Consider the following 14,723-nt stretch of genomic DNA (forward strand, 5'->3'; position numbering starts at 1 on the left):
GCGCCGGTGAAAGGATCGGAAATGCTCGCCACTCGTCTCACCCGTGCCCTGGTCGCGGCCGCGCTGGCCAGCGCCAGCCTGGCCGGCACGGCCGTCGCCGCCACCGCCCCCGCCGGCTTCGGGCCGCACATCAGCTTCGGCCACGGCGCGGGCAGCAGCTTCTCCGGCGGCAACTGGGGCGGCTACGCCAGCTTCGGCAGCTGGACCACCGCGACGGCCAGCTGGGTCGAGCCGTCGGTCACCTGCCGGTCCACCAACGACCTGTTCGCGCCGTGGGTCGGCATCGACGGCGACGGCTCCTCCACCGTCGAGCAGACCGGCGTCGCCACCGACTGCTCCAGCGGGCACGCCGTCTACCAGGCGTGGTACGAGATGTACCCGGCCGCGCCGGTGTACTACAGCAACGCCGTCAGCGCCGGCGACCACTTCACCGCCACCGTCACCCGCTCCGGCAGCAGCTACACGCTGACCATCAGCGACACCACCAAGGGCTGGACCAAGACCACCACCAAGTCGCTGAGCACCGCCAAGCACTACTCGGCCGAGGCGATCATCGAGTCGCCCACCGACTCGTACCCGACCGTCAGCGGCAACACCATCTCGTTCACCGGCGTGAAGTTCGACGGCAAGACCCTCAAGGCCACCAACCCGTCCGCGCTCAACGCCGACGACCGCGGCACCAACACCTGGATCCCCGGCGCCGTCGGCGCCGACGGCACCAGCTTCTCGATCACCAGGCACTGACCAGCGCCTGCGGCAAGGCAGCCGCACCCGTCACGGGCGACCCCTGTGGCGGGTGCGGTTCTCATTTTTCCGGGGCACGGCCCTATGTGGTCCGGGGCAGCGCTAGACGCGGGTCGGGAGCGGGACCAGGTCGTCGGCGTGCACGACCTCGCGGCGCTGCTCGGGGGCGAGGTTCTGGCTGGAGCGGCCGATCATCGTGGGGAGTTCGACGGCGTCGAAGGCGACCACGCCGCGGGCGACGACCTTGCCGGCGAGGTCGGTGAGGTCGACCACGTCACCGGCGTCGAAGTCGCCGTGGACGCCGGCGATGCCGGCGGCCAGGAGGGAACGGCGGCGGGTCACCACGGCGGCGACGGCGCCGTCGTCGAGGGTGAGCCGGCCGGCGGAGTCGGCGGCGTGGGCGAGCCAGAAGCGGCGGGCGGACAACCGGGAGCCGGTGGCGGCAAAGGCGGTGCCGGTAGTGGCGTTGGTGAGAGCGCCGGCCGCATCGCCGGCGGTTGCCGAGGCGGAGGTCGCCAAAGCAGAGGCGGCGTCGGCGGCGGAGGCGAGGAGGACGGGGATGCCGGCGGAGGACGCCAGGCGGGCGGCGGCGAGTTTGGAGGCCATGCCGCCGGTGCCTACGCCGGAGGCTCCGGTGGCGCCGGCGATGACGTCGGCGAGGTCGGACTCGTCGGCGACCTCGGTGATGCGGCGGGCGCCGCCGAGGCGGGGGTCGCCGTCGTAGAGGGCGTCCACATCGGACAGGAGGACGAGGGCGTCGGCGCCGATGAGGTGGGCGACGAGGGCGGCGAGGCGGTCGTTGTCGCCGAAGCGGATCTCGTCGGTGGCGACGGTGTCGTTCTCGTTGACGACGGGGACGACGCCGAGGGCGAGCAGGCGGGAGAAGGTGCGCTGGGCGTTGCGGTAGTGGGAGCGGCGCACGACGTCGTCGGCGGTGAGGAGGAGCTGGCCGACGGTGAGGTGGTAGCGGGCGAAAGAGGTGGCGTAGGCGTGCACCAGCTCCAGCTGCCCGACGCTGGCGGCGGCCTGCTGGGTGGCAAGGTCCTTGGGGCGCTTGCCGATGCCGAGCGGGGCCAGGCCGGCCGCGATGGCGCCGGAGGACACCAGCACCACCTGGCTGCCGGCGGCCGACCGTGCGGCGAGGGCGTCAACCAGGGCGTCCAGCCGGCTGGGGTCCAGCCCTCCGACCGCGGTGGTCAGTGAGGACGATCCGACCTTGACCACGATCCGCTTCGCGGCGGCGACCGCCTGGCGGGCCTGCGACACGCCCTACTCCTCGTCGAAATCAGACTCTGTGTCGTCGTCGGCCGGCCACTCGCCCGGGGTCCGCCGGGCCTTGCGGGCCGCCTTGCGCTCGGCCGCGCCGACCCGGCTGTTGGTCTCCAGCCGGACGTCGGTGCCGCGACCGGTCATGAGTACCGCGATGCCGGCCGGCGTGGACGGTTCCCAGTCGAACGTCACATCGCCGATGGTGACCGGGCAGCCCGGCACCGCGCCGGCCTTGGCCAGGGCCTCCTCGACGCCGAGCCGGGCCAGCCGGTCGGCGAGGTAGCCGACGGCCTCGTCGTTGGAGAACTGGGTCTGGCGGATCCAGCGCTCGGGCCGGCTGCCGCGCACGATGAAGCCGCCCTCGTTCTCCGGGTCGGGCTCGACCCGGAAGCCGGCGTCGTCGACGGCGATCGGCCGCAGCACGATGCGGGTGGGCTCCAGGATCGGCTGCGCGGCGCGGTGTTCCTCGACGGCCTTGGCCAGGGCGAAGCTCAGCTCCCGCAGCCCGGTCCGGCTCACGGTGGAGATCTCGAACACCGGCAGACCGCGCGCCTCCAGTTCGGGGCGGACGAGCTCGGCGAGGTCCTTGGCGTCGGGCACGTCGGTCTTGTTCAGCACGACCAAGCGCGGCCGGTCGGCCAGCTCGCCGCCGAGCGACGGGGTGTACCGGGCCAGCTCGGTCTCCAGCGCGTCGATGTCGGACAGCGGGTCGCGGCCGGGCTCGAAGGTGGCGCAGTCCACGACGTGCACCAGCACGGCGCAGCGCTCGATGTGCCGCAGGAAGTCCAGGCCGAGGCCCTTGCCCTCGCTCGCGCCGGGGATCAGGCCGGGCACGTCGGCCATGGTGAACACGGAGTCGCCGGCGGTGACCACGCCCAGGTTGGGCACGAGCGTGGTGAACGGGTAGTCGGCGATCTTGGGCCGGGCCGCGGACAGCACGGCGATCAGCGAGGACTTGCCGGCCGAGGGGAAGCCGACCAGGCCGACGTCGGCGACGGACTTGAGCTCCAGGACCAGGTCCCGGGCCTCGCCCTCCTCGCCGAGCAGCGCGAAGCCGGGCGCGCGACGGGCCTTGGAGGCCAGCGCCGCGTTGCCGAGGCCGCCGCGGCCGCCCTGGGCCGCGACCAGCCGGGTGCCGGCGCCGATCAGGTCGGCCAGCACCTCGCCGTCGGGGCTGAGCACCACTGTGCCGTCGGGCACGCGCAGTTCGAGGTCCTCGCCCTGGGCGCCGTCCTTGTTGGAGCCCTGGCCCTGCCGGCCGTTGGTGGCGCGGGCGTGCGGGCGGAAGTGGAAGTCCAGCAGGGTGTGCACGCTGGGGTCGACGACCAGCACGACGTCGCCGCCGCGGCCGCCGTCGCCGCCGTCCGGGCCGCCCAGCGGCTTGAACTTCTCGCGGTGCACCGAGGCGCAGCCGTTCCCGCCGTTACCGGCCGCCACGTGGATGGTCACGCGGTCAACGAAGCGAGACACGAGAAGTACTTCCTTCCAGAGCATGAAAAACGAGGGGTGACCGGTGCTGTGCGCCGGTCACCCCTCGTCAGATATCAATCCTCAGGCGGAGGCGACAACCTCGACCGGGACGATGTTGACGGTCTTGCGACCGCGCTTGGCGCCGAACTCGACAGCGCCGGCGGCCAGGGCGAACAGCGTGTCGTCCTTGCCGCGGCCCACGTTCACACCGGGGTGGAACTTGGTGCCACGCTGGCGGATCAGGATCTCGCCGGCCTTGACGACCTGACCGCCGAAGCGCTTGACCCCAAGGTACTGCGGGTTGGAGTCACGGCCGTTACGGGAGCTGGATGCACCCTTTTTGTGTGCCATGGCTGATCAGGTCCTCTACTTGGTGATGGCGGTGACCTCGACGCGGGTCAGCTTCTGACGGTGACCCTGGCGCTTGTGGTAACCGGTCTTGTTCTTGAACTTGTGGATGCGGATCTTGGGGCCCTTGGTGTGCTCGACGACCTTGGCGGTCACCGAAACCTTGCCCAGGGCGTCGGCGTCAGCGATGACATCGGAGCCATCGACGACGAGCAGCGCTGGGAAGCTGACTTCGGCGCCCGGTCCACCGTCGAGCTTCTCGACCTGGACGATGTCGCCGACGGCAACCTTGTACTGCTTGCCGCCAGTCTTGACGATCGCGTACATCGGGACGGAAGTCTCCTGCTACTCGACGTTGACGGGGCACGCACGGCCCAAGCACAGGGAACATCCCCAGAGGAAAACCAACACCGAGGAATTCCAACCAGCTTGGACTGGCGCGCGACGGGGCCCTCCGGATGGGGGCCAAACAAGAGGTTACGGGCCGGGTGGACGGGAGGTCAAACCGGGGTCCCCGTAGCCGGCACAAGGTGACCGTGGTCACCCCGGACAGGCGTCACCGGCCCGTGGGCGAGTGCCCACGGGCCGGTGAAACGCCTGGTCAGTCCTGTGTCGCAGTGCCCGCCGACGGCGGGCCGGCCGGCCGGGACGCGGCCCGGCGGCGACGCCGTGTGGTGGAGGCCACCGGCTCCGGCTCGGACGCGTGGTGGCCGTTGGCGGCGGCGGTCGGCTGCTCCGGCACCTCGTAGGCGACGGAGACCCCGGCCTGCCCGGTGACCGCGGCCGCGGCGACCGCGGGTGCGGCCTCCTCGACCGGGCCGGCGGCGGCCTCGCCGGTGGCGACGGCCGGCTCGCCGGACCAGCCGAAGGCCGACCGGGCCGGCTCAGCGGCCGATTCGGCGGCAGCGACCGGCTCGGACGCGGACGGCTGGCCGACGGCTTCGCTCGGGGTGGACAACGCCGCGGCGGCCTCGGTGGCCGCCAGGGCCTCCGCGGCCGGCGAGGCCTCGGTCTCGACGACCCGCTCGGAGGTGTGCGCGCCGGCGGTGGAAGCGGCCTCGCCAGCCGGGCCATCCGTCTCGGCGACGGCCGCCGGGGCGGCCTCGTCCTGCCCGCCGGCGGTGGCGGCCTCCTCCGAGGTCACCTGCTCGACGTCGGCGGCCGGCTGCTCCTCGGTGCGGTGCCGGTTGCGGTTGCGCTTGCGACCCGATCCGGCCGGCTTCTCGGCCGGAGCCTGCTGCTGCTGGCCGCCGTTGCCGGTGGACGAGCCGGTGGCCTGCCCGTTGCCGCCGTTGCCGTTGCCGTGGCTGTGCCCGAGCGGCTCGGTGCTGACCACGACGCCCCGGCCGCGGCAGTGCTCGCAGGTCTGGCTGAACGCCTCCAGCAGGCCGGTGCCGACCCGCTTGCGGGTCATCTGCACCAGGCCCAGCGAGGTGACCTCGGCGACCTGGTGGCGGGTGCGGTCCCGGCCAAGGCACTCGGTCAGCCGGCGCAGCACCAGGTCCCGGTTGGACTCCAGCACCATGTCGATGAAGTCGATGACGATGATGCCGCCGATGTCGCGCAGCCGGAGCTGGCGGACGATCTCCTCGGCCGACTCCAGGTTGTTCCTGGTGACCGTCTCCTCCAGGTTGCCACCCGATCCGGTGAACTTCCCGGTGTTGACGTCGATGACGGTCATCGCCTCGGTGCGGTCGATGATCAGGTAGCCGCCCGAGGGCAGCCAGACCTTGCGGTCCAGCGCCTTGGTGATCTGCTCGTCGATGCGCTGCTCGGTGAACACGTCGTTGAGACCGACGTGCTTGCGCAGCCGGTCGGCCAGGTCGGGCGCGACGTGCCGGACGTAGCCGTCGATCGTCTCCCAGGCCTGCTCGCCCTGCACCACCAGCTCGGAGAAGTCCTCGGTGAACAGGTCGCGCACGACCTTGACCAGCAGGTCCGGCTCCTCGTAGAGCAGCTGCGGGGCCTGGGCCTTGGGCGCGTCGGCCTTCTCCTTGATGACCTCCCACTGGGCCTGCAGACGGCGCACGTCGCGGCCCAGCTCCTCCTCGGCGATGCCCTCCGAGGCTGTGCGGATGATCACGCCGGCGTCCTCGGGCACGACCCGCTTGAGGATGTCCTTGAGGCGCTTGCGCTCGTTGTCGGGCAGCTTGCGGCTGATGCCGGTGGCGCCGCCGCCGGGCACGTACACCAGGAAGCGGCCGGGCAGGCTGATCTGGGTGGTCAGCCGGGCGCCCTTGTGGCCGACCGGGTCCTTGGTCACCTGGACCAGCACGCTGTCGCCGGTGGACAGCGCCTGCTCGATCTTGCGGGCCTTGCCCTCCAGGCCGGCGGCGTCCCAGTCCACCTCGCCGGCGTAGAGCACGGCGTTGCGGCCGCGGCCGATGTCCACGAACGCCGCCTCCATGCTGGGCAGCACGTTCTGCACCCGGCCGAGGTAGACGTTGCCGACCAGCGACCCGGTGCCGGCCGAGGTCACGAAGTGCTCGACGAGCACCCCGTCCTCCAGGACGGCGATCTGGGTGCGGTCGCCGCGCTCGCGCACGACCATCTTGCGGGCCACGGCCTCGCGGCGGGCCAGGAACTCGGCCTCGGACAGGATCGGCACGCGGCGGCGGCCGGCCTCCCGGCCGTCCCGGCGGCGCTGGCGCTTGGCCTCCAGCCGGGTCGAGCCGCGCACGCTGCGCACCTCGTTGTTGGCCGCGGTGGCCTCGGCCCGCTCCTCTTCCCGGGTCGGCGGCGCGTTGCGCACGTGCACGACGGTGTTGGGCGGGTCGTCCTCGGCGGCGGCCGCCTCCTCGTCGGAGCCGCCCTTGCGGCGACGACGGCGGCGACGGCGACGGCTGCCGCCCGCGCCCTCGTCGGCGTCGCTGTCCTCGGTGGACTCGGCCTCGGCCGGCTCCTCGGGCTCGCCCTCGGCCGACTCGGCGTCCTCATCGGACTCGGCGTCGGCGCTGTCCTCGGGGCCGCCCTTGCCGCGACCACGGCCACGGCGGCCGCGACGGCGGCGGCGACGGGCGTTGCCGTCCTCGTCGTCGTCGGCATCGACGGCCTCGTCGGCGGCCTGGGTCGGCTCCTCGTCCTCGTCGTCCTCGACGACGAGCTCCTCGACGACCACCGGCTCGGCGGCCTTGCGGCGGCGCGAGGGGCGGGGCTCGACGGCCGCGGTGGGCTGCATGAACACCACCGACGGCGGGGCGAAGACCGGGGCCAGGGCCACCGCGACCTCGTCGTCGGCGTCCTCGGGCTCCGGCTCGTCCTCGGCTTCGACCCGCTCGGCCAGCGCCTGGGCCAGCTCGTCGTTGGCGACGAGCACCTCGTCGGAGTCGTCCTCGACGTCCTGGCGCCCGGTGGCCAACAGGGTGGCGGCCACCTGCTCGGCGACCTCGCGGCTCACGCTGGACTGCGGGCTGCGCACGACCTCGCCGAGGTCGGCCAGCGCGGCGAGCACCTCTCGGCTGCTCGTGTCCAGCGCCTTGGCCAGCGCGTGCACCCGCAGCTTGGGAGGGAACTCGGGAATGGGTGTGGTGCCATCCCCGCCGGGCCCGCCGGCGGGGATCCTCGTCTTCGACATGTAGCTCCTCCGCCCCCGGGCGCGTCCAGTGTCTGGACCGCGGCCACACAGGGGCCCGTTCTGTTCTGTCTCCGTCGCGGTCGGCGACGGGAAACCTTGCCTGGCGCCACCCGGCTTCCTGGCGGGGCCAGGCCTGCGGGCGGCAGGTCATTCGACGACGGGCTGGTCCGGCTCCTGCTCCCTGGCCGGGTCCGCCGTCCCGCGCCCCTCGGGGGCGAACGGGTCGGCGAGCCCACCCGCGTCGTCGAGCCGCCCCTGCGCCAACCGGGTCGCCTTGGCGGGTACCGGGGGCTCGAGGCCGGCGACGACGCGGAGCGCACTCAGCACGTCATCGGGTCGTACCGCAGGGGTCAGCTGCCGTACCACCATCACGAGTATCCCATACGGGGAAGACGCGGCCGTGTCGTCGTCCTTACGCGGAATCGGCGCGTCCGCCAAATCACCCGTTGCGCCCACCCGATGATCACTGAGCGTCGCGGTGAGCGAGGTCACATCACCCACCTCGGCGGTGACCACCCCCGGCCGCACGTCCATGATCCGCCGGCCGTCCTTGGTCAGCCGCTCCACCTCGACCGACTCGGCGGCCAGCAGGGCGTCCACGGCCCGCCGCAGCTCGGCCGGGTCGACCCCGGGCAGCTCGACCAGCCAGCGGCTGGCGTCGATCCGCTCGGCCAGCGAGCCGGCCGCGGCCTGCACCGCGTCGACCACGTCCAGGCCGGGCGGCAGCGCCTGGTCCAGGGCCCGCCGCAGCGCCTCCGGGTCGATCCGCTCGACCACCTGCACCTCGACGTACTCCGCCTCGCTGGCCACCCCGGTCGGCGCCGCCCCGATCCAGGAGATCTTCGGGTGCGGGCTGAAGCCCTGCGAGTACGCCATCGGCACGCCCGCGCGGCGCAGCGCCCGCTCGAACGTGCGCGCGACGTCCCGGTGCGAGGTGAACCGGAGCCGACCCCGCTTGGTGTAGCGCAGCCGGAGCTTCTGCACCGCGGCGGCGGACGGGTTGGGCGAGTCTTGGCGGCTCAGGACTACTCTCCTTGGCTGGTTCGACGGGTCCGGTAGGACGGTACCCGGCCGGTTGCGGGGACACTGATGTCCACCGCCGGCTTGTCCGGCGGGCGGGCGATGGTTACCGTCCGGCTGATCGCTGACGTGGGTGACCCCGAAACACCCACCCCAGAGATGGAGGTCTCCTGTGCCTCTGCTCCGCCGGTCACAGCTGGCGGCACTGGCGGCCGCCCTGCTCGCGGCAGGGTGCCTGAGCGCGCCCGTCGCCGGGGCCGAGGACCAGGTCCAGTCGACATGCGTGCAGCCCGGGCCCACCCTGCGCTACCTGGTCGTCTTCGCCAAGGGCACACCCGAGGCGGACGCCGACGCCCAGATCACGACGGCCTGCGGCACGACCACCGTCTACTACGCCCCGATCGCCGTGGCCGTGGCCACCTCCCCCGACCCCGGGTTCGCGACCAAGATCGGCCCGGACCGGGCCTACAGCGCCCAGGGCGAGGCCTGGACCTCGAACGGGCCTTCGACCCGCAAGAAGGCCGACGAGACGATGTCCGCCGCCTCGCTGCTGACCAGCACGGAGTCGGTGCCGACAGCGGACCGCAGTGGCGAGCAGTGGGACATGCGGCTGATCAACGCCGGCCAGGCCCACCAGATCACCGAGGGCGACCCCCGGGTCGTCGTGGGCGTGCTGGACTCGGGCATCGACCCCCGCCACCCGGACCTGACGCCGGCCCTGGACCCGCAGCTGTCGGTGGGCTGCCTGACCGGCAAGCCGGACCCGAGCGTGGCGGCGTGGGCGCCGACGACCTCGCCGCACGGCACGCACGTGGCCGGCATCATCGCCGCCGCGGACGACGGCAAGGGCGTGACCGGCGTGGCGCCGGGCGTGCGCCTCGCGTCGGTGAAGGTCGTGGACGACGACGGCTACATCTACCCCGAGTACGCCGTGTGCGGCTTCATGTGGGCCGCCACCCACGGCATCAGCATCACCAACAACAGCTACTACGTGGACCCGTGGGAGTACACCTGCGGCAACCAGCCGGGGCAGCGAGTGGTCACGGAGGCCATGAAGCGGGCCGTGGACTACGCGACCTCGCAGGGCGTGCTGAACATCGCCGCGGTCACCAACTCGGCCGCCGACCTCACGCAGCCCGGCACCGACACGCGCAGCCCCGACAACTCCCCCAGCCACGGCGTGCGCCAGCTGAGCTCGGACTGCGCGGTGCTGCCGGCGGCGGAGCGCAACGTGGTGGCGGTGTCCTCGGTCGGCTCGGACCAGCTCAAGGCCGGCTACAGCTCGTACGGCCTCGGCGCGGTCGACGTCACCGCGCCCGGCGGCGACGTGCGCCAGAAACCGTCCAACAACGACAACCCGTGCGTGCTGTCCACGGTGCCCGGCGGCTACGGCGACTTCTGCGGCACCTCGATGGCCGCCCCGCACGTGGCCGGCGTGGCGGCGCTGCTGGCCTCCACGCACCCCGGTGACACGCCCGCGCAGCTGACCCAGCTGCTCAACCAGCAGGCCAAGCCGGTGCAGTGCCCCAGCGACTACGACCTCAACGACACCGGCGTGCAGGACGCCTACTGCTCCGGCTACGCGTCGTTCAACGGCTTCTACGGCCACGGCATGGTGAACGCGCTGGCCGCCGTGGCCAGCGGCACCGCGCCCAAGCCCGTGGCCAGCGCCCCCGACGCGCCCACGGCCGCGGGCAGCGCCCAGGGGTCGACCGGCCGCGCGACGGCGTCGCAGCAGCCGATCGGCCCGGAGCAGCTAGCTGCTGGTCAGTGACGGGTTCCTGACCGGGGAGCCGACGCCGACCGGGGAGATCGGCAGCAGTTTGCGGCCGGTCGGCCCGACCTGGATGTCGGTGCCCATGGCCGGGCAGACACCGCAGTCGAAGCACGGGGTCCAGCGGCAGTCGTCCTGCTCCTGCTCGGACAGGGCGTCCTGCCAGTCGGCCCAGAGCCATTCCTTGTCCAGCCCCGAGTCCAGGTGGTCCCAGGGCAGGACCTCGGTCTCCTCCCGCTCCCGGGTGGTGAACCAATCCAGGCTGACGCCCAGCGGCTCCAACTCGGCGGCCGCGGCGTTCACCCAGCGGTCGTAGGAGAAGTGCTCGCTCCAGCCGTCCAGCCGGCCGCCGTCGCGCCACACCCGCTCGATGACCCGGCCGACCCGGCGGTCGCCCCGGGACAGCAGGCCTTCGATCAGCGAGGGCTTGCCGTCGTGATAGCGCATGCCGATGTTGCGGGCCAGGCTGCGGTCGCCCTGGTTCACCTCGGCCCGCAGCTTGCGCAGCCGGTCGTCGACGGTGTCGGGGTCGCACTGCGGGGCCCACTGGAACGGCGTGTGCGGCTTGGGCACGAAGCCGCCGATGGAGATCGTGCAGCGAATGTCCTTGCGGCCACTGGCTTCCCGGCCGGCCTTGATGACCTCCTTGGCCATCCGGGCGATCTGGAGCACGTCATCGTCGGTCTCGGTGGGCAGGCCGCACATGAAGTACAGCTTCACCTGCCGCCAGCCGTTGGAGAAGGCGGCGCTGACCGTGCGGATCAGGTCCTCCTCCGACACCATCTTGTTGATGACGCGGCGGATCCGCTCGCTGCCGCCCTCGGGCGCGAAGGTCAGGCCGGACCGGCGGCCGTTGCGGGAGATCTCGTTGGCCAGGTCCACGTTGAACGCGTCGACCCGGGTGCTGGGCAGGGAAAGCCCGGTGTTGGTGCCGGCGTAGCGGTCGGCGAGGCCCTTGGTGATCTCGGCGATCTCCGAGTGGTCGGCGCTGGACAGCGACAGCAGGCCGACCTCCTCGAAGCCGGTGGCCTCAAGGCCGGTCTGGATCATCGCGCCGATGCCCTCGATGGAGCGCTCCCGCACCGGCCGGGTGATCATGCCGGCCTGGCAGAACCGGCAGCCCCGGGTGCAGCCGCGGAAGATCTCCACGCTCATCCGCTCGTGCACGCTCTCGGCCAGCGGCACCAGCGGCTGCTTGGGGTAGGGCCACTCGTCCAGTTCCATGGTGGTGCGCTTGAACACCCGGTAGGGCACGCGGTCGGTGTTGGGCACCACGCGCTGGATCCGGCCGTCGGCCAGGTACTCCACGTCGTAGAAGCGCGGGATGTAGACGCCGCCGGTCTCGGCCAGCCGGGTCAGCAGCTCGTCGCGGCCGCCGGGGCGGCCTTCGGCCTTCCACTCCCGGATGATGTCGGTGATCTCCAGGACGGCTTCCTCGCCGTCGCCCAGCACCGCCGCGTCGATGAAGTCGGCGATCGGCTCCGGGTTGAAGGCGGCGTGCCCGCCGGCCAACACGATCGGGTCGTCCTCGGTGCGGTCGGCGGCGTGCATCGGGATGCCGGCCAGGTCCAGGGCGGTGAGCATGTTGGTGTAGCCGAGCTCGGTGGAGAAGCTCAGGCCCAGCACGTCGAAGGCCCGCACCGGGCGGTGCGCGTCCACCGTGAACTGGGGGACGCCGTGCTCGCGCATCAGCGCCTCCAGGTCCGGCCACACCGTGTAGGTGCGCTCGGCCAGCACGTCCTCGAGCTCGTTGAGGATCTCGTAGAGGATCATGACGCCCTGGTTGGGCAGGCCCACCTCGTAGGCGTCCGGGTACATCAGGCACCAGCGCACGGCGGCCGAGTCCCAGTCCTTGACCGTCGCGTTCAGTTCGCCGCCGACGTACTGCACCGGCTTGGACACCCTCGGCAGCAGAGGCTCCAACGCGGGGAAGACCGACTCGACACTCACCCGACAAGCGTAACGCTCACGTCAGCAGCAGCGTGCCCAGGCGGCGGGTGGCCAACCAGGCCCCGACCACCACCATGATCGCGAAGTAGCCGATGTGGCCGAGGATTCCCCAGCTCACGGCCCCGCTGGAGAGCTGGCGCATGAGCTCGATGCCGTGGTAGAGCGGCAGGCATTCGACCAGGATCCGGATCGCCCCCGGGTAGACGGTGATCGGGTAGAAGGTGGTGGAGAACAGGAACATCGGCATCTGCACCAGCAGGACCAGGTCGAAGTCCTGCCAGGACCGCATCAGGGTGGCCGCGGCCATGCCGACTGCGGCGAAGCCGAAGGCGATCAGCAGCGCGGCCGGCAGGGCCAGCACCGCCCAGGGGCTGGCGACCAGGCCCAGCGCGGCCATCACGGCCAGGAAGCCGGCGGCGTAGATGCCGCCGCGCAGCAGCGCCCACGAGGTCTCCCCCAGCGCCACGTCCATCGGACCGAGCGGGGTGGCCAGCATGGCGTCGTAGACCCGGGCGTGCTTGAGCTTGAGGAAGATGTTGAACGTGGAGTCGTGGATCGCCCCGTTCATCGCCGAGGCGGCCAGCAGGCCCGGGGCCACGTACGCGGCGTAGCTGATCGGGCGGCCGTCCGGCGCGGCCTGCTGGCCGACGATCGCGCCGAAGCCGATGCCCAGCGCGAACAGGTAGAACAGCGGCTCGACCACCCCGGACGCGACCAACAGCCAGTTGCGGCGGTTGACCAGCGCCGACCGCTCGACCACGGCCCGCGCCCGGCCGGCGTAGCTGCCCATCGGCACGACGCGCAGCAGAAGTCCCTGGGACATCGTTCAGACCTCCAGCCGGACGCGGAAGCGGCGGCGGGCCACCAGCAGGCCACCGGCAGTCAGTGACAGCAGGTAGGCCAGGTGGCCGGCCGCGGTGAGCGGGTCCATGTGCCCGAACTCGGCCGCCCGGGCCAGCTCGTTGCCGTGCCACAGCGGCGTGACCCAGGCCAGCGGGTGGCTCCAGGCCGGCAGCTGGCTGATCGGGTAGAACGTGCCGGCGAACAGCGACATCGGCACCATGACGAAGCGGAACACGTTGCCGAAGGTGTTGCCCTCGTCGTTGACCGAGGCGGCCAGCGCCAGCATCCACGAGCCGAAGGCCAGGCCGGACAGCACCGCCACCGGCGCCGCGAGCAGCACCCGGGCGTCGGTGAACGCCCCGAACAGGCTGGCGACCGCCAGATAGGCCAGGCCGGACAGCAACACCCGCAGCGCCACCCACAGGACCTGGCCGGCCAGCAGCTGGCCCACCGAGACCGGGGTCGCGATGATCGCGTAGTAGCGCCGGTCCCATTTGATGCTGCCCAAGATGGGGAACGACGACTCGCTGGCCGCCACCTGGGTGGACAGCATCACCAGCACCGCCGGCGCGAGGTAGACGACGTAGGGCAGGCCCTCGGTGGCCGCGCCCGGCCTGATCTGGCTGCCGAGCCCGAAACCCATGGCCCCCAAGAACATCAGCGGCGTCAGCAGGCTGGAGACCACGGTGGCCCGCCAGTTGCCGCGGTACCAGGTCCACAGGTTCTCCAGCACCAGGCCGACGGCCGCGACCGGATGCACCGCCCTGCCGGTGGACGCCATCAGTCCACCAACGTCCGGCCGGTCAGGCGCAGGAACACGTCCTCGAGCGTGGCCCGCCGCACCAGGCTGGAGACCGGCCGCACGCCCCGCCGGTTCGCCGCCGCCAGCACGGCTTCCCCGTCCGCGGTGTAGAGCAGCAACCGGTCCGGCAGCACCTCGACGCGGTCGGCCAGGTCCTGCACCAGCGGCACGTTGGCCTGCTGCTGGTCGATCGGGAACCGCAGCTCCAGCACCTCGCGGCTGGAGTGCTCGGCGATCAGGGCCGCCGGCGAGCCCTCGGCCACGATACGGCCGCCGTCCATCACCACCAGGCGGTCGCACAGCTGCTCGGCCTCGTCCATGTAGTGCGTGGTCACGATGAGCGTGACGCCGGACTGTTTGAGCCGGAACAGCCTGTCCCACAACAGATGTCTCGCCTGCGGGTCCAGCCCGGTTGTCGGCTCGTCGAGCAGCAGCAGCTCGGGCTCGTTGACCAGGGACCGGGCGATGGTCAGCCGCCGCTTCATGCCGCCGGACAACGGCTCCACCTGGTCGTCGGCCCGATCCGACAGCTGCGCGAACTCCAGCAGCTCGGTCGCACGGGCCCGGACCTGCGGCCGGGACAGGCCGAAATACCGGCCGTACACCTGGAGGTTCTGCCGGACGGTCAGCTCGCTGTCGAGATTGTCCTGCTGCGGCACCACACCGAGCCGGGCTCGGATCCGCGGGCCGTCCCGCTCCGGATCCATGCCCAGCACCCGCAGCTCGCCCGCGGTTCTCGGCGACGTGCAGGCGATCATGCGCATGGTCGAGGACTTGCCGGCGCCGTTCGGGCCGAGAAAGCCGAAGGCCTCGCCCCGCCGCACCTTCACGTCGACCCCGCGCACCGCTTCGAAGTCGCCGAACCGTTTGACCAGGCCGCCCGCCTGCACCAGGACCGCGTCGTCACTCACACCCGCGACGCTAGCGCC

At 72.2% G+C, this 14,723-nt stretch carries 12 protein-coding genes; 2 read left to right on the forward strand and 10 right to left on the reverse strand.

Annotated features, from left to right (window positions below; genetic code table 11):
• Nucleotides 1-21 precede the first annotated feature (21 nt).
• Nucleotides 22-744: a G1 family glutamic endopeptidase gene (locus tag ACIG5F_RS03565; protein ID WP_396515804.1), complete on the forward strand. Its 723-nt coding sequence runs from the start codon at nt 22-24 to the stop codon at nt 742-744.
• Nucleotides 745-846: 102 nt separating this feature from the next.
• Here ACIG5F_RS03565 and proB read toward each other — a convergent pair whose 3' ends face one another.
• The 6 genes from proB to ACIG5F_RS03595 all read right to left on the reverse strand — a co-directional run bounded on the left by proB (nt 847) and on the right by ACIG5F_RS03595 (nt 8,389).
• A complete protein-coding gene (gene proB / locus ACIG5F_RS03570) occupies nt 847-2,010 on the reverse strand; it encodes a glutamate 5-kinase (RefSeq protein WP_396515805.1) in 1,164 nt (387 codons plus the stop codon).
• A gap of 3 nt (nt 2,011-2,013) precedes the next feature.
• Complete coding sequence (obgE, locus tag ACIG5F_RS03575) at nt 2,014-3,507, reverse strand: GTPase ObgE (protein ID WP_396515806.1); 1,494 nt, start codon at nt 3,505-3,507, stop codon at nt 2,014-2,016.
• Nucleotides 3,508-3,564: 57 nt separating this feature from the next.
• Nucleotides 3,565-3,834, reverse strand: coding sequence for a 50S ribosomal protein L27 (rpmA, locus tag ACIG5F_RS03580; RefSeq protein WP_396515807.1), 270 nt, complete (start codon nt 3,832-3,834; stop codon nt 3,565-3,567).
• 15 nt (nt 3,835-3,849) lie between these two features.
• Entirely contained in the window at nt 3,850-4,158 is a 309-nt protein-coding gene (gene rplU / locus ACIG5F_RS03585) for a 50S ribosomal protein L21 (protein ID WP_043717997.1), read from the reverse strand.
• A 274-nt stretch (nt 4,159-4,432) separates the two neighbouring features.
• On the reverse strand, nt 4,433-7,405 hold the full coding sequence (locus tag ACIG5F_RS03590; protein ID WP_396515808.1) for a translation initiation factor IF-2 N-terminal domain-containing protein: 2,973 nt from the start codon (nt 7,403-7,405) through the stop codon (nt 4,433-4,435).
• Nucleotides 7,406-7,552: 147 nt separating this feature from the next.
• Nucleotides 7,553-8,389 (reverse strand): TIGR03936 family radical SAM-associated protein, encoded by an 837-nt coding sequence (locus ACIG5F_RS03595; RefSeq protein WP_396515809.1) that lies wholly within the window; start codon nt 8,387-8,389, stop codon nt 7,553-7,555.
• A gap of 208 nt (nt 8,390-8,597) precedes the next feature.
• Here ACIG5F_RS03595 and ACIG5F_RS03600 point away from each other — a divergent pair, with 208 nt between their 5' ends.
• Nucleotides 8,598-10,199: a S8 family peptidase gene (locus ACIG5F_RS03600; protein ID WP_396515810.1), complete on the forward strand. Its 1,602-nt coding sequence runs from the start codon at nt 8,598-8,600 to the stop codon at nt 10,197-10,199.
• Here the strand turns inward: ACIG5F_RS03600 and ACIG5F_RS03605 are convergent.
• Genes ACIG5F_RS03605 through ACIG5F_RS03620 form a run of 4 tightly spaced genes read right to left on the reverse strand, consistent with a single transcriptional unit; the run spans nt 10,182 to nt 14,705 of the window.
• Complete coding sequence (locus ACIG5F_RS03605; RefSeq protein WP_396515811.1) at nt 10,182-12,149, reverse strand: TIGR03960 family B12-binding radical SAM protein; 1,968 nt, start codon at nt 12,147-12,149, stop codon at nt 10,182-10,184. The genes ACIG5F_RS03600 and ACIG5F_RS03605 overlap by 18 nt on opposite strands.
• A gap of 16 nt (nt 12,150-12,165) precedes the next feature.
• Nucleotides 12,166-12,972 (reverse strand): ABC transporter permease, encoded by an 807-nt coding sequence (locus ACIG5F_RS03610; RefSeq protein ID WP_396515812.1) that lies wholly within the window; start codon nt 12,970-12,972, stop codon nt 12,166-12,168.
• A gap of 3 nt (nt 12,973-12,975) precedes the next feature.
• A complete protein-coding gene (locus ACIG5F_RS03615; protein ID WP_396515813.1) occupies nt 12,976-13,773 on the reverse strand; it encodes an ABC transporter permease in 798 nt (265 codons plus the stop codon).
• The gene (locus ACIG5F_RS03620) at nt 13,773-14,705 is read right to left on the reverse strand and encodes an ABC transporter ATP-binding protein (protein ID WP_396515814.1); all 933 of its coding nucleotides are present in this window, start codon (nt 14,703-14,705) and stop codon (nt 13,773-13,775) included. Before ACIG5F_RS03620 ends, ACIG5F_RS03615 begins: the two co-directional genes overlap by 1 nt.
• Nucleotides 14,706-14,723: the final 18 nt, after the last annotated feature.

This window comes from Kutzneria sp. NPDC052558, from assembly GCF_044547355.1.
In the GTDB taxonomy this organism is placed as follows: domain Bacteria; phylum Actinomycetota; class Actinomycetes; order Mycobacteriales; family Pseudonocardiaceae; genus Kutzneria.